Source organism: Marinobacter sp. (assembly GCF_044799475.1).
GTDB lineage: Bacteria > Pseudomonadota > Gammaproteobacteria > Pseudomonadales > Oleiphilaceae > Marinobacter.
The window spans coordinates 2,818,451-2,837,452 of the sequence record NZ_CP085217.1 but is presented as its reverse complement, the minus strand read 5'-3'; the positions used below and the strand labels follow the sequence as shown (position 1 = coordinate 2,837,452).

Here is a 19,002-nt window from a genome sequence, read left to right as displayed (position 1 = left end):
ATTGGCCCTGGTGCCCCCTTTACCTGGACGCCATTGCATTCAGATTATCCAGTCGCCCTTGTCGCCTGGCCTTCAGCCACAAAAAACCGGCGCAAGCCAACGGCGGCGCCGGTCTCCGGAATTCCGGAACCTGAATTACTGGTAGTAGGCGTTTTCCTTCACGGTGTGATCGGTTACGTCCCGGACCGCGGAAATTTCCGGCACCCGCTCTTTCAGTGTGCTTTCCACGCCCTGCTTCAGTGTCAGACTGACAGCGCTGCAGCCCTGACAGCCGCCCCCGAATTTGAGAACAGCAACCGACTCGTCAACCACATCAACCAGGGACACCTCTCCACCGTGGGCTGCCAGGCCCGGATTGATCTCCGATGCGAGAACATAGCGTATACGGTCAAGCAGTGGTGCATCGTCGTCTATCTGGGGCACCTTGGCATTGGGCGCCTTGATGGTCAGCTGACCGCCCATCTGGTCTTTTGAATAGTCAACATAGGCATCTTCAAGGAAAGGCACCGAGTTATGGTCCAGAAACAGGGTAAAAACGCCGAGATCCACCTGCTCGTCAGTGGGCACGATTTCGTTTGGCGGACAGTAGGCCAGACAGGTTTCAGCATGCTTGGTGCCCGGCTGGGTCACAAAGATGCGAACACCCATGCCTTCCACGTCCTGCTTGTTAATAAGTTCCGCGAGATAATCCCGCGCCGAATCAGTCACAGTTACCAGTGCCATGAGCCCTACCTGTTGGGAAATATAAAATCATTTTAAGGCAGTTCGCAGTAACTTAAAAGACCTAGTAAAATGGTCGGCTATTGCGTCGTGTATCGACTTTGCCAATCAGGCTCAGGACGGAGCCCTGCATTTTTGCTATCATCGCGCGCCCAAACGACTTAAATGAATCCCGGAAGCCTCCGTATGACCGACAATCGTGACATCCGCCTGGCACAGCTCAGACAGGCCCTGAAAGACCGCATCGTTATTCTCGACGGCGGCATGGGGACCATGATCCAGAATCTGAAGCTGGAGGAGGCAGCCTTCCGCGGTGACCGATTCGCAGATTATGATCAGGACCTGCAGGGCAACAACGACCTGCTGAACCTGACCCAGCCAGCGCTGATGCGGAACATCCACTCCGATTATCTGGCGGCTGGTGCCGACATAATCGAGACCAACACGTTCAACTCCACCCAGCTGTCGCAGGCAGACTATGGCCTCGAATCCGTCGCCCGTGAGCTGAACGTCGCCGGCGCCCGGCTTGCGCGGCAGATTGCCGATGAATTTACTGACAAAAACCCGGATAAACCCCGGTTTGTGGCGGGCGCGGTCGGTCCGACCTCCCGCACCGCCTCGATTTCCCCGGACGTCAACAATCCGGGCTATCGCAATGTGGATTTCCAGACTCTGGTAGACAACTACTACGAGTCGGTGTCCGGCCTGGTCGAGGGCGGCTGTGATCTGATCCTGATCGAGACCATTTTTGATACCCTCAACGCCAAAGCTGCGATTTACGGCGTCCAGCAGTTCTTTGAGGACAGCGGTATCACCCTGCCCATCATGATATCCGGCACCATCACTGATGCCTCCGGACGCACCCTTTCAGGGCAGACCACGGAAGCCTTCTGGAACTCCATCAAGCACGCCAGGCCCATTTCCGTTGGCCTGAACTGCGCCCTGGGCGCCGATGCCCTGCGGCCCTATGTGGAGGAGCTATCCAACAAAGCCGACACCTACGTCAGCGCCCACCCGAATGCCGGACTGCCCAATGAATTCGGGGAGTATGACCAGACCCCGGAAGAAATGGCCGAAATCATCGAGGGCTTTGCAAGGGACGGTTTTCTCAACATCATTGGCGGCTGCTGCGGCTCGACGCCGGAGCACATTGAAGCTGTTGCGGATGCGGTTGCCAAGTACCCGCCCCGGCAGATTCCCGAGCCGCCAAAAGCTCTCCGTCTGGCCGGCCTGGAGCCATTTACCGGGGACGAAAACACCCTGTTCATCAATGTGGGTGAGCGCACCAACGTAACCGGCTCCAAACGCTTCCTCCGCCTCATCAAGGAGGAACAGCACGAGGAGGCTCTCAGCGTTGCCCGCGACCAGGTTGAAAACGGTGCCCAGATCATCGACATCAACATGGACGAAGGCATGCTGGACTCGAAGGAGGTCATGGAGATCTTCCTCAAGCTGGTGGCGTCCGAGCCGGATATTTCCCGCGTTCCCATCATGATCGATTCGTCCAAATGGGACGTTATCGAGGCCGGACTGCGCTGCGTCCAGGGCAAGGCCGTAGTGAACTCCATCAGCCTGAAGGAAGGTGAAGAGGAGTTTCTGGCCCGCGCCCGCAGCTGCATGCGCTATGGTGCCGCCGTCGTGGTCATGGCCTTTGACGAACAAGGTCAGGCCGACACCTACGAGCGCAAAACCCAGATCTGCAAGCGTTCCTACGACCTGCTGATCGGCATCGGCTTCGACCCGACGGATATCATTTTCGACCCCAACATTTTTGCCATTGCCACGGGGATTGAAGAGCACAACAACTATGCGGTGGACTTCATCAATGCCACTCGCTGGATCCGTGAAAACCTGCCCCATGCTTCCATCTCCGGCGGCGTAAGCAACGTGTCCTTCTCCTTCCGGGGCAACGATGCCGTGCGGGAAGCGATTCATTCAGTATTTCTCTACCACGCCGTCAAGGCTGGCATGAACATGGGTATCGTCAATCCCGGTCAGCTGGTCATCTATGACGACATAGAGCCGGAGCTGAAGGAAATTGTGGAAGATGTAGTGCTTAACCGTCGCGAAGATGGCACTGACCGGTTGCTGGAGATCGCGGAGCGCTACAAAGGCAAGGCTGGCAAGACCCAGGAGGAAGACCTTGCATGGCGGGAATGGCCGGTGGAAAAACGCCTTGAACATTCGCTGGTCAAGGGCATCACCGGCTATATCATCGAAGACACGGAAGCCTGCCGGCAAAGAGCTGAACGCCCGATTCACGTTATCGAAGGCCCCCTGATGGACGGCATGAACGTGGTGGGTGACCTGTTCGGCGATGGCAAGATGTTCCTGCCCCAGGTGGTAAAAAGCGCGCGGGTCATGAAACAGGCGGTCGCCCACCTGATTCCCTGGATTGAAGCTGAAAAGTCCGGCGTGCAGGAGGCCAAGGGCAAAATCCTCATGGCCACGGTGAAGGGGGACGTACACGATATAGGCAAGAACATCGTGGGCGTGGTCCTGCAGTGCAACAACTATGAGGTGCTGGATCTCGGAGTGATGGTGCCCTGTGAAAAGATCCTGGAGACCGCCCGCCGGGAAAAGGTCGATATCATCGGACTCAGTGGTCTGATCACGCCCTCTCTGGACGAAATGGTGCATGTCGCAAAAGAAATGCAGCGTCTGGACTTCAACATTCCGCTGATGATTGGTGGCGCCACCACCTCCAAGGCCCACACAGCGGTGAAGATCGAGCCCCACTACAAAAACGACATCGCCCTGTACGTATCGGATGCTTCCCGTTGCGTGAACGTCGCCTCCCAGTTGCTGAGCAAAACCGCCAAGCAAGGCCTGGTGGCGGCTGCCAGAACCGAATACGACGAGGTCCGCGAACGCCGGAAAAATCGCGGGGAGCGCACGAAGCTTGTGTCCCTGAAGGAGGCTCGTGACCGGGCGCCGGATATTGATTTTGAACGCTTCACGCCGGTAAAGCCCACTTTTACCGGCCTGCGCACCTTTGACGACTATGACCTGCGCAAGCTGGTGGACTATATCGACTGGACCCCGTTCTTCATTGCCTGGGACATGGCAGGGAAATACCCCGCCATTTTCGATGATCCCAAGCGGGGGGATACAGCGCGGACCCTGTACAACGAGGGCCAGCAGATTCTCAGACGCATCATCGAAGAGAAGAGGCTCACCGCCCGGGGCGTGATTGGCTTCTGGCCCGCAAACAGGCGTGGTGATGATGTGGTGGTGTTCACAGATGAATCACGTACCGAAGAGCTCACTACTCTGCACCACCTGCGACAGCAGGACGACAAGGCGCCGGGCAAGCCCATGATGGCCCTGTCTGATTTCCTGCTGCCGGAGACTGCAGATCGGTGCGATTACATCGGAGGTTTTGCCGTGACCACCGGTATTGGCGCTGACGAGTTCACCCGTGAGTTCAAGGAGGCCAACGATGACTATAATGCCATCATGGTCCAGGCTCTGGCGGACCGTCTGGCTGAGGCGTTCGCCGAACACCTGCACGAACGGGTAAGAAAAGAGCTCTGGGGTTATGATCCTGACGAGAGCCTTGATGCCGATGACCTGATCCGCGAGCGTTACAAGGGCATCCGTCCTGCTCCCGGCTACCCTGCCTGTCCGGATCACACCGAAAAAGAAGTGCTGTTCCAGCTCCTGCAGGCTCCAGAGACAGCGGGTATAGAGCTGACGGAACATTTTGCCATGCATCCGGCTTCCGCCGTCTCCGGGTGGTACTTTGCCCACCCTCAGTCCAAATATTTTGCCGTCGGCAAAATTGGCAAGGACCAGGTGGAGGACTATGCCCAGCGCAAGGGCCAGACGGTGGCGGAGGCGGAACGCTGGCTGGCGCCCATGCTGGCCTACGACCCGGCAGAATAAACCGGAAATGCCACGGATGGCGCTTCAGCAATTCGATCGCGTCAGTAATTGGATCGCGTCAGTAATTCGATCAGAGCAACGACATGAAAGAAGAAAACAGGCAAACCGAATCGCGCAGGGACGAAACAGCTTCTGAGGGAAAATCCGGGGCTGGCCCGAAGAAAAAACCGGGTCTGCTGAAAGTCATTCAGAGCATTCTGGCCGGTGCGCTTGGCGTTCAGTCAAGCCGCCGCCACGAAGAGGATTTCGAAAGCGGCAGCCCCTGGCACTACATTGTAGGTGGGATCATCTTCGGGGCTATATTTGTGGTCACCCTGATACTGATCGTACGATGGGTGTTGGCCAGTCAGTAATCAGCGCCGGGGCGTTTTAGCGGGTTGCAACCCAGAAAACGGCTGCGACGACCACGAGACTGATCAGGGCAACGGCGGCCACTGCATCAACCTGACTGTCGCTGAGATTGCTTTTGCTCATTCGGATGCCCTCGTTTTTGTTTTAAAATCAGTTTCAAAGCAGGGTATAGACTAGGCAGATTGAAAGCAAAGTTCCAGGCACTTTTAAGCACCAAATGTAATTACCATATTTACAAAGAATCGTTTTAAGCATAAGGCGCAACTGATATCGTTGCCACCATCGCGTTGAATGTTTACTCATTTTGGGAATTCGCACTATGTACGTTTACGACGAACACGATCGGCAGATACTTGCTGAACGCGTCGCCCAGTTTCGCCACCAGACGGACCGTGCGCTGGCGGGCGACCTGGCTGAAGACGAATTTCTGCCATTACGACTGCAGAACGGGCTCTACATTCAGCGGTTTGCGCCCATGCTTCGCATCTGCGTGCCCTATGGCATGCTCAATTCCGCGCAGTTACGCCGGCTGGCGCGTATTACGCGGGATTATGACAAGGGTTATGCCCACTTCACCACCCGCCAGAACGTCCAGCTTAACTGGCCCGAAGTTGAAGATGTGCCGGATATACTCGCGGAACTGGCGGAAGTCGAAATGCACGCAAACCAGACCAGCGGCAACTGCATCCGGAACACCACCACCGATCAGTACGCTGGCGCCCAGTCCGACGAGCTCACGGACCCGCGCCCGTACTGCGAGATCATCCGGCAATGGTCCACCTACCATCCCGAGTTTGCTTTCCTGCCCCGCAAATTCAAGGTAGCAGTCAACGCTTCCGAGCACAGTGACCGGGCCGCAGTCCAGGTACATGATATCGGTCTTGAAATAGTCCGCAATGCGCAAGGCGAGCTGGGTTTCCGGGTTCACGTTGGGGGTGGTCTGGGTCGCACCCCCATGGTCGGGCCAATGATCCGGGAATTTCTGCCGGAGCTTGACCTGCTGACCTACCTGGAGGCTGTTCTTCGGGTGTACAACCGTTACGGCCGCAGGGACAACAAGTACAAAGCCCGTATCAAGATCCTGGTGAAAGCGCTTACCCCTGAAGGGTTCGCGGAAAAGGTCGAGGAAGAGTGGTCCCATATCAGGGAGTCCCCCACCCGACTGACCCGGGAAGCCATCGACAAAGTCCAGGGTTATTTCACTGAGCCTCCCTACGATGACCTTGCCGACAATCCGGAAGCCCTGGTGGCTGCCCGCGCCGAAAGCAAAGCATTCGACAACTGGGTAAAGCGCAATGTGGACAGCCACAAAAAGCCGGGTTACGGCATAGTCACCCTGACCATGAAAAAGACCGGGGTTCCGCCGGGAGACATCACGGACCGTCAGCTTGAGCAGATAGCCGATCTGGCCGACCAGTACAGCTTTGGCGAAGCCCGGGTCACCCATCAGCAGAACGTCGTGTTCGCGGATGTCCGGCAGGATCAGCTTTATGATCTCTGGCAGGCACTGAAGCCCCTGGGGTTCGCGACAGCCAACCTCAATATGCTGACGGACATCATCTGCTGCCCGGGCGGTGACTACTGCGCCCTGGCCAACGCCAAGTCCATTCCGGTGGCAGAGTCCATTCAGCGCAAGTTCGACAATCTGGATTATGTATACGATCTGGGCGAGATCGACCTCAACATTTCTGGCTGCATGAACGCCTGCGGCCATCACCATGTGGGCCATATTGGCGTGCTTGGAGTGGACAAGAAAGGCGAGGAGTTCTATCAGATCAGTCTTGGAGGATCCTCCCAGCGTGACGCCTCCATAGGGAAAATTCTGGGCCCGTCCTTTGCCCGGGAGCATATGCCGGAAGTCATCGAAAAGATTCTGGATGTCTATGTGGCGAATCGTACGGAAGAAGAGCCTTTTCTCGACACCTATCGCCGTATCGGAATTGCGCCGTTCAAGGAGCGTGTTTATGCCTGAGATCATCACACGTGACGGCGAAATAAGAGAGGACAACTGGACCCTGATTCCCCGCCCGGATGAAGGTGAATCGTTGAAGCTTCACGATACCCCTGCCATGATTCCAGCGGATCTCTGGATTGCCGGCAGGGAGCATTATCAGGGCCGTGACGACATAGGCGTTTGGCTGGAAAGCCATGATGAGCCGGGAATGCTGGCGGACTACGTGGACGAGTTGCCTATTGTTGCCATCAACTTTCCCAAGTTCACCGACGGTCGTGGTTACAGCTCCGCACGGCTGTTAAGGGAGCGGTATGGCTACCGCAACGAACTGCGCGCCGTGGGTGATGTGTTGCTGGACCAGCTCCAGTTCATGAAGCGCTGTGGCTTCGACAGCTATGTTCTGCGGCCAGACAAGGACATCAAGCTGGCAGCCCACTGCCTGAATTTCTTCAGTCAGGCCTATCAGGCCGCCGGTGACACGGAAGTGCCCCTGTTCCGCCGTCGGGCTTCATGAACTGACGATACTCGGCAGCACTTGATAAAAAAGCGGCACCTTCGCGGGCGCCGCTTTTTTAGTTACTTTGTGTGCTCAGTGGCTTCGCTAGAGCGAATGATCCAGTACGATCTTGCCCCGCGACTCGCCTTTCAGAAAAGCACTGAGGGCGTCGTCCAGGTCTGACTTGCCGATCACCCTTGCGTCCGCTTCGGTGCGCGGGCAGGCCCAGGGGCCGCTAAGTTTCTGCCAGATCGCTTTTTTGTCCGCTACCGGTATCTCAACCGAGTCGACACCCAGAAGATTGATGCCCCGTAAAATGAATGGCAGAACAGTCGTCTGGACATCGGTACCGGCTACCAGGCCGCAGCAGGACACCGATCCCCCCGGCTTTACCCGCTTGAGAAGCTCCGCCAGCACGGAACCGCCCACGGTATCAACGGCCCCCGCGTAGTCCGGCCGGAGCATTGGCTTGGGTTCTTCAGCAAGGGCATCCCGGTCCCTGATCTCCACAGCCCCGAGAGCTTTCAGCTGGGCGTCCTGCTCCCGTTTTCCGCTGATGGCCACGACCTCGAACCCGAGACCGGAAAGCAAATCCACGGCTACGCTGCCCACGGCTCCACTGGCACCGGTGACAACCACCCTGCCCTGATCCGGTTCAGCGCCCATTCTCAGCAGCTTCTCCACACACAGGCCGGCGGTAAGACCAGCGGTTCCATAGATCATGGACTGGTACGCATCCCAGCCCTCAGGCATGGGAATACACCAGCCGGCGGGCACGCGGATGTATTCGCCGAAACCACCGGGGGTATTCATGCCCAGATCGTAACCGGTCACAATAACCTGCTGTCCGGCAGCGAGCTTGCCGGTGGAATCTTCCACCACCTCCCCCGCTGCATCAATTCCCGGCGTGTGGGGAAATGAACGGGTTACGCCCCGGTTGCCAGATGCGGACAGAGCATCCTTGTAGTTCAGCGAAGAGTGGCTGACTTTGATTAGCACCTCATGATCAGGCAGATCCCCTGTCCTGCAGGTTTCAATTGCGCCTTTGAATCTGCCATCCTCCTCGTGTACCCGCCAGGCACTGTACTGGATGTTGTCTGCCATGATGCTTTCCTCCGGTGTGATGGGTGCTGTCCTGATATCGCCCTGGGTGGCGACTGGTTGATTACTGGAGCTTCTGGTTCCGGAACACACTGAACAGGCGCACGAACGCATGCTCAAGGGCGCCACTGGCCGCCAGCCCGAGTTTTTCCGGCAGGGATTTCTTCTGTTCGAATCCCACCGAAAGCACGTCCGCGCGATCGCAGGCCTCAATCAGGTACTCATCCGAGGTCTTGATTTCGTCGATCAGTTTCACATCCAGCGCCCTCTGGCCAAACCAGATGTCGCCATTGGCCACGGCCTTTATATCCAGACCCGGACGGCGCTCGCTGACGTAATCCTTGAACAGGCCGTGAGTATCCTCCAGGTCCTCCAGAAACTTCTGACGGCCCTTCTCCGTGTTTTCCCCGAACACGGTCAGGGTACGCTTGTGCTCACCCGCGGTCAGCACCTCGAAGTCCACATCATGCTTTTTGAGCAGGCGATGAAAGTTGGGCAACTGTGCCACCACTCCGATGGAACCCAGAATCGCGAACGGCGAGGCGACAATCCGGTCTGCTACACAGGCCATCATGTAACCTCCGCTGGCAGCCACCTTGTCCACACAGACGGTCAGTGGCACGCCCTTGCTACGGATCCGGTCCAGTTGTGCTGCGGCAAGTCCGTAGGAGTGCACCAGACCCCCACCACTCTCAAGCCGGACTACCACCTCGTCCCGGGCGTTGTCCGCCACGCCGAGTACTGCGGTTATGCATTTGCGCAGAGAGGCGGTATCACTGGCCTTGATGTCACCGTCGAAATCCAGCACAAAAACCCTGGGCCGGTGGGTGGGCTCGGGGTCGCTGGCCTTGAGGTTGGCCTTCTTCTTTTCTGCCTTCTGCTCGGCCTTGTGCTCTTTCTTTTTCTGCTTCTGCCAGGCCTTGCGGGCCTGCTCCCCAAGCATTTTGGCCCGAACGGACTCGTGAAGCTTGCGGTAAATGTCGTTCATCAGACGTACACGGAGTTCGCCGCCCGCTTCATCATCCCCTTTGTTTCTGTGGGCGACCGAGACAATCGCGGAGATCACCACGAGCAGCGCCACTACCAACGTCACCGCCTTGGCAACAAATAATCCAAACTCTGTCAGAAATTCCAATGCCACTCTCCAGACTGAACATGATGAAAGTCGCCTGATTGTAACCGAGGGAGAGACAGGCACAAGCGCCGCGGTTTTTTCCGCCCGGGCCGGAACCCGAAAACCGGGCGCGCAACAAATTAAAACAAGCGTTCGATCAAGCTTGACACTGCCAGGCACTGCCCCTAAAGTCGGATGACTTGACCGGCAGGTCGGTACAAGGCCGAAGTACGCCAAAGACACACACCGAGAAAGGTAAAAATAATGTCTGTAGCTCAGGTATTTGAAAAGCTCGAAAAGAACTTCAACCCGGATGCGGCCCAGGGCCTGGACCTGGTGTTTCAGTTCAACATCGAAGACGACAAGAACTACCACCTGATCATCAAGGATGGCACCTGCAACCTGGTTGAGGGTGAGCACAACGATCCTTCCGTTACCCTGATCATGAACTCAGAGACTCTTGAAGGCATCGTATCCGGCGAAACCGACGGCATGCAGGCGTTCATGGCTGGCCAGTTGCGCGCAGAAGGCGACATGATGCTGGCAACCAAGCTGGGCGAACTTTTCACCCTTCGCTAGGGCTTCGGCTGGTACAAAAAAGCCTCTGGACCTTTCGGCCAGAGGCTTTTTTCGTGCTGAAGATTGGCTGAGGGAGCGGGCGTCAGAGCCCTACATCCCCCAGCGAAGATTCCGCCAGCTTGAGCAGATCCAGATTCCTCTCATCACGTGTACCCACACTCTCGATGTAATACTCAAGAGACGTCAGGGCATCTGCCAGGGCTTCCAGTACCGCCATTGACGGTGGCTCCTTCTGATCCAGCAGCTTCTCCTGTATTGAAACAGCTACCCGCTCCAGAACGTCCGCGGCGGTGGGATCATCCAGCATGACGAATCCGCCCCAGATGGTGTGCAGGGTCGCCGGCAGGTTGGCAAGATGGAGTTTGTCGTAATCGGACTCAACGAAGGCAGTAATGGCCCGCTTTGCCAGGGTTAACGCACTTCTGGCCTCGTCGGCCACCACGATAAGCGCTTCCCGGAAATACAGGGACTCCTCTGACCTGGCGGAAGACCTGGCTTCAGCCAGGGCATCAGTTTCAGATGTAATGCCCCGGCTGACAATCTGCATGACCGCATCTTCAATGCTAAGAACTGCGTCCGCCAGCTCGTAGAGTTCGGTATCCGCTGGCAGTCGATTTTCATTTTCCCAGCGTCTGAGCCTGGCAGCCTCGCCACGGGACAGCATGGCAAGCTGACTCAGGTCGAGCATCAGTAGGGTGTTGGCCAGGCGCTCAAGGGAATCGGCAATGGTCGCAAGCTCCGCGATATCCGGCTCAATGCCACGCTCGATAATATCGAGCTTGTCCTTCAGCTGGTTCAGCTCTTCCTGAAGGGCAGTTGAAAGCGACTTGAGAACGTCCGCTCCCGGGCCATAGAGGCGCTTGCGGTGAGCCTCCAGCAGGGATTCCGGATATTCCGCAGGCGTCAGGCGCCAGGCCTCCAGAATACTCAGTACTTCCGGGTTGGAAGAGCCGCTGCGGTAAAGTATGTAGATCAGATCCTTGAAAATGGAATCCGGAGCGTCCTTGGTAGTCGCCACCTTGCCCACATAGACGATTTCCCGGCTGTACTTTTCGATCCGCATCAGCATCCGCTTGCGGGCCTTGCCAAACATCATCGACCGATCAAGAAGCGTATCAGCGGTAATTGCCAGAAGACACCACATCTGCCCCATGGGCGCGCCGTTACACAGACGAGCAAACCCCCTGGCCGCACGGCCAATGAGTTTTTTGTTAACTACGTCATTACGTTCCCGAAGCACGCCCAGAAGGCCGACCTGAAACATCAGGCGCATCCGGCGGGCATAGATTTCAAAATCCGCTTCGTTGCCTTCCACGGCGGGGAGGGTCAACATGGCGCAGGCGTCGGGACGGAGTTTCGCGTCTATTTCAAAGAAACAGGATTCAGGATAGGGCTTCTCCTTGCGGGCTTCCCGCAACTCGTTGATCACCGGCAGCAGAAGCTCCGGATGATCTGCGCGCTGCTGGTGGTAATACTCCACGTATCGCCGCAGGATGAAAAGCGCACCGCTGAGGGTGGTAAGCAGGATATTTTTGTCATCACTCGCGCCAACGGGAACATCATTGGCCATGGCCACGGCTTCCTGACACAGCATGGTGCCGCCGCGCAGCTCAACCAGGATAAAAATACCTCTGAGCTGATTCAGGAAGTCGAGGCAGTTCTGAAGATCTTCGCCACTTTCGCGATTTTCCTGGAACCTCTCGAGACTGGCTTCTGCCTGTTTTATTGTCAGTTCTATTTCGGTTTTGACCAGGTCAAACGACTGTGACTTCGTCGCTAGAGACGATTGAACCATAAATTGACGCTTCCCGTTATCGATGCGGAGAACCCTGCTTCCCGCTCTGCGGTTGCCAACTGACCGAAGGCTGAGCCAGCCGGACCGGCCGCACCGCAGCAAAGTCGGAATAATGCCCGGAAATGCCCTGAAAATTGGCTAACTTACCATTACTTATAACACAAAACCCGGGTAGCTCAAGAAACTGCAACTGTAACAGAACGTACAACCGGAACGGGTTAACATCCCGCCCTTCGGCCTTCTAGCTGTCCAGGGTTTCCGACGAGCCATCAAGGGTGCTCCACAATGGGGCGTGGCCTGCGGCGGCAATCACGTCGAGCATGGCACGGTGAGCCTTGTCTTCCGTGTCACTGGCGCGCAACACCCTGAGCGGCTTGCGGTCTGCCGGCAGGCGGCGGATGGTTGCGGTCCCGCCTTCGGTGTCCGAGCCGGCATCCAGGGAAAGATCAGTCTGCCCGCCAGTCATCAACAGATAGACATCCGCCAGGATTTCTGCGTCCAGCAGTGCGCCGTGGAGTTCACGACTGCTGTTGTCCACACCGTAGCGTTTGCACAGCGCATCAAGGCTGTTCTTCTGACCGGGATGCTTCTTCCGGGCAATGGCAAGGGTGTCCACTATGCCGCAGTGATCTGCCGTGAGCCGCCGGGTTTTCAGGCGGCCAAACTCCGAGTCCATGAAGCCAACGTCGAAAGCGGCGTTGTGGATGACCAGTTCCGCGCCCTCTATGAACTGGAAGAACTCTTCCGCCACATCACGGAACAGGGGCTTGTCCGTCAGGAACTCGTTGGTGATGCCGTGGACGGATATGGCTTCTGGTTCCACTTCCCGCTGCGGGTTCACGTAGACATGGTAATGACGCCCCGTGAGCTGTCGCTCCACCATTTCGACACAACCGATTTCAATAATCCGGTGCCCCTGAGCCGGGTCAATGCCTGTGGTTTCAGTATCAAGAACAATCTGCCGCATAAAAACTTCCTTCACCCTGCCCCGGGCACGTCTGTTTCAGATAGGAGAATCAACCGGCGCGGGCCAGCTCTTCCACGCCAAGATTGGCAAGCTGGTCAGCCAGTTCGTTATCGGGCACGCCGGTATGGCCACGCACCCAGTGCCAGTTAACCCTGTGGCGCGCCGTTTCCTCATCCAGTGCACGCCAGAGATCGTCATTCTTCACCGGTTTTCGAGCCGACGTTTTCCAGCCATTTTTCTTCCAGTTCGCCATCCATTCGGTAATGCCTTTACGCACGTACTGGGAGTCGGTGTAAAGTTCCACTTCGCAGCCCCTGCTGAGCGCCCTGAGGCCTTCAATCGCTGCAAGGAGTTCCATGCGGTTATTGGTGGTGTTGAGCTCACCGCCATGGAGTTTTCTGACTGCATCACCATACCGCAATACGGCCCCCCAGCCCCCCGGGCCCGGGTTGCCCTTGCAGGCTCCGTCGGTGTAGAGCACCACTTTATTCGCCATTTCCGTTCCCACCCTCTTTACCTGAAATCACTTGCCGGTACCCCCTGGACACGCCCAGCGATCCGCCGCCCGGAAGGCCGATCACCCTTTTTCTCCGCCACACCTGTCGCCTCTTAATGGGCGAACAGACCTGTTTGGTGGCAAGGATACAGTAATAGGCGCCTCCGGGCAGGAACCTCGCACCAGGAATTCGTCTTCTGGCAGGGTTGTTCATTCTGGCTGCGCCCTGGACCGGGAGCGTGAAGAACCGGCTGTGAACAGACTCAACCTGAAAATCCAGCAGCCTTAACCAGTCCTCCATCCTCGACCTTAGAAGGAAGCGGCCTCCCCAGGGACCGAATGTATGGCGCAGAACAAACTTTCTGACACCCCAGAGGCTGAGCGGATTAAAGCCGAGGATCAGCATCTGGCCGCCGCCTCTCAGAACCCTGGAACATTCCCTCAGGACCTGATGTGGATACGCTGAAAAATCCGCACCATGATGCAGAATCACGAGATCCATGGAATCACCGGGAAACGGCAGCTCATCCGCATCGCACACAACCACACCATCGGGAAGATGGGAATGCCACCTGGGCGTGGTCATGATGCGCTGACTGAAATCACTGCAGGTGCCCAGTGGCAGGCGATGACTGACCCCGATTTGGAGCTGCCTGGCACCTGTCAAAGGCGCAATCGAGGCATCCACGCAGGCCCTCTGATCCGCCAGAAGACCTCGCCCCAGCGGGGTCTGAAACCAGTGTTCGAAATCCGCGTGTCGCTGGGAGTAATCCACGTCCTCAAACTGCGTCATGACGTTGGCCCTGATTCATCTTTCCCGGGAAAATACCCGTTTACAGTTTCCCATTGGGACAGCCTGCTCATATGTTCTATGATAACAGTCACATTCGATCTGGCCCATGTGAGGTTTTATGCTGACCATCACACCGATTTCCGCGTTTACCGACAATTACATCTGGTGCATTGAGGACCGGGAAAACAGCAAGGCCCTGATTGTAGACCCGGGACAGGCCGATCCTGTATCAGAATACCTCCGCCAGGAGGGCCTGGAGCTGGACACCATTCTGGTCACCCACCACCACCCTGACCACACCGGCGGTATCGCCGAGCTCAGACAGCGCCATTCCCCCGAGCGGGTGACCGGCCCAGCCGACTCACCCTTCGACGGGATCACCAACCCCGTGCATCCAGGCGACACAGTGGTCTGGGGCGGCCTTGAATTCTCTGTCATCGCCGTGCCGGGCCACACTCTCGACCACATTGCCTTCTACACCCCAAACAGGGTGAACGGCGCCCCGGTTCTTTTCTGCGGTGACACCCTGTTCGCCTGCGGCTGCGGCAAAGTGTTTGAAGGCACGGCGGCCCAGATGCGGGAATCCCTCGCCAGCCTCCGGGAGCTGCCGGACAGCACAAGAGTGTTCTGCGGCCATGAGTACACCCTGGCAAATCTGAAATTTGCCCGCAGCTGGCTGCCGGACGACTCCGGCCTCGCGGACTATGAGGCAGAGTGCAAACAGATGAGGGATCGCGGTGAACCTACGCTGCCTTCCACCATGGAAAGGGAAAAAAAGCTGAACCCTTTCCTGCGCTGGGACGATCCGGACGTGATCCAGGCGGCCAAAGCCTACGGTGAACAGAAGGGCCTGAAAGTGAGCAGTGACGATGAGGTATTTGCTGCGGTCCGCCGAGGTAAAGACAGCTTCTGAGCGCACCACGGATACCCAAGGTATCATTGCTGTAACCTGAACCTTCTTGACGCTCAGAAATTCGATCACCTAGAATCCCGGCATATCAGTAGCACTGTACACCCACAAGATAACCGGGGTCTGGGAGTCATCAGGACGTCAGCCCCCTCACCCGGACCCTGTTATGACGGTAAGAAGTATCTCCGCCCTCCTTGTTGTTGCCACCCTGGCTGGCTGTTCCACCCTGGGCCTCGATGCCTTTCAGGCGGCCCCCTCTGGCGAAAAACCTTCTGCAAATCTCAGCGAGGATGCACTTCTTGAGTCGGAAACCGTCACCCTGGCTGCCGGCGACGAAGACCTGAAACGGGCCCTGGAAAAAAAAGAGTCCGGCGAGTCCATGGACGGTTCAGCAACAACAGAGCTTGATACAGCCATTGATCCGACACTGAAAGAAAAGGCAGAGCAGGCCAGAGCGCGTCTCGATACTGAGGGGGTGGATGCAGAGGGACTCGACACGGAGGAGCCGCAGGAAACCGCCGATATCTGGGTAAGGCTTCGGGGGCTCTATGCCATGGACCGCTCAGTCAAAAACGAACGCATTGAGCAACAGCTCCGGTGGTTCATTCGCCACCCGCAGTATATAGAGCGCGTGGTCGATCGCGGCAGCCGCTACCTCCATCACATTGTGAACGAAGTAGAAGCAAGAGGACTGCCCGGGGAACTGGCGCTGCTACCCATAGTGGAAAGTGCCTTTGATCCTTTTGCCTACTCTCACGGGCGCGCAGCTGGCATGTGGCAGTTCATTCCCTCCACCGGGAAATATTTCGGCCTCAAGCAGAGCTGGTGGCATGACCAGCGTCGGGACATAGTGGCCTCCACGGATGCCGCCCTCAATTACCTCGAACGCCTGAGCCAGAGATTTGATGACGATTACACCCTGGCGCTGGCCGCGTATAACAGTGGCGGCGGCACGGTTTCCAAGGCCATCCGCAAAAACACAAATCGTGGCAAGCCCACTGATTACTGGTCCCTGGGCCTCCCCCGGGAAACCAAAGCCTATGTGCCAAAACTGCTCGCGCTCGCAATGATCTTCGAAAACCCGGAGGCTTACGGCATCACCCTTCCTTCGCTGAAGGACACCCCCTACTTTGAGCAAGTGGACATCGGCTCCCAGATCGACCTGGCGCAGGCAGCGGATCTGGCCGGCGTGGATATCGATGAAATCTATCTGCTAAACCCTGCCTTCAACCGCTGGGCCACGTCCCCGAGCGGCCCTCATCGTCTGCTCGTTCCCGTGGCCAGTGCCCAGCGTTTCCGGGACGGACTCGCGGCTATTGACCCAAAAGCCCGGGTGGCCTGGCAGGACTATACCGTTGTCTCCGGCGACAGTCTGATCCGTATCGCCAACAAATTCGGCACCAGACCTTCCGTGATCCAGGAGGTCAACAATATCAAGGGCAATTTGATCCGGGCTGGCCAGCAACTGCTTATTCCGACCGCCAAAGGCGGTAGCGCAGAGTATGTTCTGAGCCAGAGCCAGCGAGTGGCCAAAAAACAGGCATCTGGCGGCCGTTCAGGCAAAGGAACAAAGGTTGAGCACGCCGTCCGCAGCGGCGACACCTTCTGGGATATCGCCCGTGAGCACAAAGTCAGCGTGCGGCAACTTGCTGCATGGAATGCGATGGCACCAGGGGACCCGCTGATTCCCGGCAAGCGGCTGGTTGTCTGGTCGAACGCCCCCACCTATGCTGCCGCCGCAACCAGCGTCCGGGACAAAAGCATGGTTCGCAAGGTTGGGTACAAGGTGCGTCGCGGTGACTCGTTGTCTGTAATTGCGAACCGGTTCTCAGTAGCCGTCAATGACATTGCCAGCTGGAACAGCCTCAACACCGGCCGGTATCTGCAGCCCGGACAAAGTCTGGTACTCTACGTGGATATCCGAACCAGCCCCTGAACCAGCACCTGAGAGACAAGCGAGACACATGGCTTCCTTTTCAAACCTGAACCGCTTTTGCTCCCTTGTTACCGGAACCCTCTTCAGTCTTGGCATAGTTGCCTGGGCGCCTGCCCAGGCCGAAGAGAACCCTGAACCGGCGCATGGAATAGCCATGCACGGGAAGACCGCCTATCAGCCGGATTTTCAACACTTTGACTACGTCAACCCGGAAGCTCCGAAGGGCGGAGTTCTGCGGATGGCTGTGGTGGCCAATGGCTATGACTCCTTTAACCCCTTTGTAATCCGGGGTATCGCGGCAGCCGGCATCACCACCTATGTATACGACACGCTTCTGGTGTCCTCCGATGATGAGCCCTTCAGTGCCTACGGCCTGATTGCAGAATCTCTTGAGACCCCGGAAGACCGCAGCTACGTCATCTTCAACCTCCGCAAGGAAGCCAGGTTCCAGGATGGCAGGCCCATCACTGCCGCAGATGTCGAATTCTCCTTCAACATGCTTACCACCGAAGGGCATCCCATGTACCGCAGCTATTATGCGGAGGTGTCCAGTGTCACGGTCATTGATGATCATCGGGTCAGATTCGATTTCGGTGAAACAGACAACCGGGAACTGCCCCTGATTCTGGGCCAGCTTCCGATTCTTCCCAGACACTACTGGGCTGAACGGGAATTTGGAAAAAACGGCCTGGTGCCGCCCGTTGCCAGCGGGCCCTACCGTATCGGCAGCTTTGACGCCGGGCGCTCAGTTACCTATGAGCGGGTGAAGGACTACTGGGCCAGCGATCTTCCGGTGCGCAAGGGGCGCTACAATTTCGACGAAGTGCGCTATGAATATTATTCAGACGATACCGTCGCGCTGGAATCCTTCAAGGCAGGAAACTACGATTTTCGTCTGGAATCCTCCGCCAAGAACTGGGCAACAGCTTATGAGGGCGACCAGTTCAGGGATGGACGAGCGGTTACCGAAGCCCTGCCCCATGAGCGGCCGGTCGGGATGCAGGCTTTCATCTTCAATACCCGCAAGCCCCAGTTCCGCGATCCCCTGGTTCGACGGGCCATCGCCTTTGCTTTTGATTTCGACTGGGCCAACCGCAATCTCTTCTATGGCCAGTACAAGCGGACAAGCAGCTATTTTGAAAACAGCGAACTGGCATCCAGCGGGCTCCCAGGAGGTGGGGAGCTCGCGGTGCTGGAACAGTTCCGGGAGCAGTTACCTGAGTCCATTTTTACGACTCCCTACGAAGTGCCCTCCACCAGTGGTGATCAGACCGTACGGGACAATCTCCGTGAGGGCCTCAGACTGCTCAGAGAGGCAGGCTATGCCATAACAGATGGCCGTATGGTGCACACCGAAACCGGCCAGCCTCTGACCTTTGAAATTCTGCTGGCCCAGAAAAACTTTGAGCGCATCGTGCTGCCTTTTGCCAGCAACCTTGAAAAGCTTGGTATCAAGGTGGATGTGCGACTGATTGACACCAATCAGTACATCCAGCGTGTACGGGGCTTTGATTTCGAGATGATCACCCAGGTGCTTCCCCAGTCAGACTCTCCCGGCAATGAACAGCGCGACTACTGGCACTCTGAAACCGCCGACGTCAATGGTTCCCGGAATTACATGGGAGTCAGCAACCCGGTAGTCGACGAGCTGGTCAGGCTGCTGATCCAGGCACCGGACAGGGAATCTCTCGTGGACCGGACCCGGGCGCTGGATCGTGTACTCCTCCACAATCACTATGTGGTGCCCCAGTGGTTTCTCGATGTAGACAGGATTGCTTACTGGAACACACTGGTCCGCCCCGGGAAAGTACCCAAGAACGGAACCGACCTGAGCAACTGGTGGGCCAGACCCTGACCGAACAAGCCCCTCTCGATTCATGCAAGGCCAGGGAGCACCACTAA

15 protein-coding genes are annotated in these 19,002 nt (G+C 57.2%); 8 read left to right on the top strand and 7 right to left on the bottom strand.

Going from position 1 to position 19,002, the window contains the following annotated elements:
- Positions 1–135: 135 nt before the first annotated feature.
- Positions 136–723: a Fe-S biogenesis protein NfuA gene (nfuA, locus tag LG327_RS13075; RefSeq protein ID WP_404362449.1), complete on the bottom strand. Its 588-nt coding sequence runs from the start codon at positions 721–723 to the stop codon at positions 136–138.
- Positions 724–906: 183 nt separating this feature from the next.
- Here nfuA and metH point away from each other — a divergent pair, with 183 nt between their 5' ends.
- The 4 genes from metH to LG327_RS13055 all read left to right on the top strand — a co-directional run bounded on the left by metH (position 907) and on the right by LG327_RS13055 (position 7,427).
- Positions 907–4,608, top strand: coding sequence for a methionine synthase (gene metH, locus LG327_RS13070; protein WP_404362447.1), 3,702 nt, complete (start codon positions 907–909; stop codon positions 4,606–4,608).
- Positions 4,609–4,691: 83 nt separating this feature from the next.
- Positions 4,692–4,961, top strand: a complete 270-nt coding sequence (locus LG327_RS13065; protein ID WP_404362445.1) for a DUF2970 domain-containing protein — start codon at positions 4,692–4,694, stop codon at positions 4,959–4,961.
- Between the two features lie 317 nt (positions 4,962–5,278).
- Positions 5,279–6,931, top strand: coding sequence for a nitrite/sulfite reductase (locus LG327_RS13060; RefSeq protein ID WP_404362443.1), 1,653 nt, complete (start codon positions 5,279–5,281; stop codon positions 6,929–6,931).
- Positions 6,924–7,427: a DUF934 domain-containing protein gene (locus LG327_RS13055; RefSeq protein ID WP_404362442.1), complete on the top strand. Its 504-nt coding sequence runs from the start codon at positions 6,924–6,926 to the stop codon at positions 7,425–7,427. Before LG327_RS13060 ends, LG327_RS13055 begins: the two co-directional genes overlap by 8 nt.
- A gap of 87 nt (positions 7,428–7,514) precedes the next feature.
- Here the strand turns inward: LG327_RS13055 and LG327_RS13050 are convergent, their stop codons facing one another.
- Positions 7,515–8,513, bottom strand: coding sequence for a YhdH/YhfP family quinone oxidoreductase (locus tag LG327_RS13050; RefSeq protein ID WP_404362441.1), 999 nt, complete (start codon positions 8,511–8,513; stop codon positions 7,515–7,517).
- 61 nt (positions 8,514–8,574) lie between these two features.
- Entirely contained in the window at positions 8,575–9,645 is a 1,071-nt protein-coding gene (sohB, locus tag LG327_RS13045) for a protease SohB (RefSeq protein WP_404362440.1), read from the bottom strand.
- 243 nt (positions 9,646–9,888) lie between these two features.
- Between sohB and LG327_RS13040 the strand changes: the two genes are divergently transcribed.
- Positions 9,889–10,203: an SCP2 sterol-binding domain-containing protein gene (locus LG327_RS13040; protein WP_404362438.1), complete on the top strand. Its 315-nt coding sequence runs from the start codon at positions 9,889–9,891 to the stop codon at positions 10,201–10,203.
- A gap of 82 nt (positions 10,204–10,285) precedes the next feature.
- On the opposite strand, the gene LG327_RS13035 is transcribed toward LG327_RS13040, so the two are convergent.
- From LG327_RS13035 to LG327_RS13020, 4 genes are all read right to left on the bottom strand, one after another.
- A complete protein-coding gene (locus tag LG327_RS13035) occupies positions 10,286–11,998 on the bottom strand; it encodes a chemotaxis protein (protein ID WP_404362436.1) in 1,713 nt (570 codons plus the stop codon).
- A gap of 241 nt (positions 11,999–12,239) precedes the next feature.
- A complete protein-coding gene (gene dnaQ / locus LG327_RS13030; protein ID WP_404362434.1) occupies positions 12,240–12,965 on the bottom strand; it encodes a DNA polymerase III subunit epsilon in 726 nt (241 codons plus the stop codon).
- Positions 12,966–13,014: 49 nt separating this feature from the next.
- Complete coding sequence (gene rnhA / locus LG327_RS13025) at positions 13,015–13,461, bottom strand: ribonuclease HI (RefSeq protein WP_404362433.1); 447 nt, start codon at positions 13,459–13,461, stop codon at positions 13,015–13,017.
- Positions 13,451–14,254 (bottom strand): class I SAM-dependent methyltransferase, encoded by an 804-nt coding sequence (locus LG327_RS13020; protein WP_404362431.1) that lies wholly within the window; start codon positions 14,252–14,254, stop codon positions 13,451–13,453. Before LG327_RS13020 ends, rnhA begins: the two co-directional genes overlap by 11 nt.
- A gap of 118 nt (positions 14,255–14,372) precedes the next feature.
- On the opposite strand from LG327_RS13020, the gene gloB reads away from it, so the two are divergent.
- The 3 genes from gloB (at position 14,373) to LG327_RS13005 (ending at position 18,955) form a co-directional block, all read left to right on the top strand.
- Positions 14,373–15,167 (top strand): hydroxyacylglutathione hydrolase, encoded by a 795-nt coding sequence (gene gloB / locus LG327_RS13015; RefSeq protein ID WP_404362429.1) that lies wholly within the window; start codon positions 14,373–14,375, stop codon positions 15,165–15,167.
- A gap of 163 nt (positions 15,168–15,330) precedes the next feature.
- Positions 15,331–17,100, top strand: coding sequence for a LysM peptidoglycan-binding domain-containing protein (locus tag LG327_RS13010; protein WP_404362427.1), 1,770 nt, complete (start codon positions 15,331–15,333; stop codon positions 17,098–17,100).
- 28 nt (positions 17,101–17,128) lie between these two features.
- Positions 17,129–18,955, top strand: coding sequence for an extracellular solute-binding protein (locus tag LG327_RS13005; RefSeq protein ID WP_404362425.1), 1,827 nt, complete (start codon positions 17,129–17,131; stop codon positions 18,953–18,955).
- Positions 18,956–19,002 lie beyond the last annotated feature (47 nt).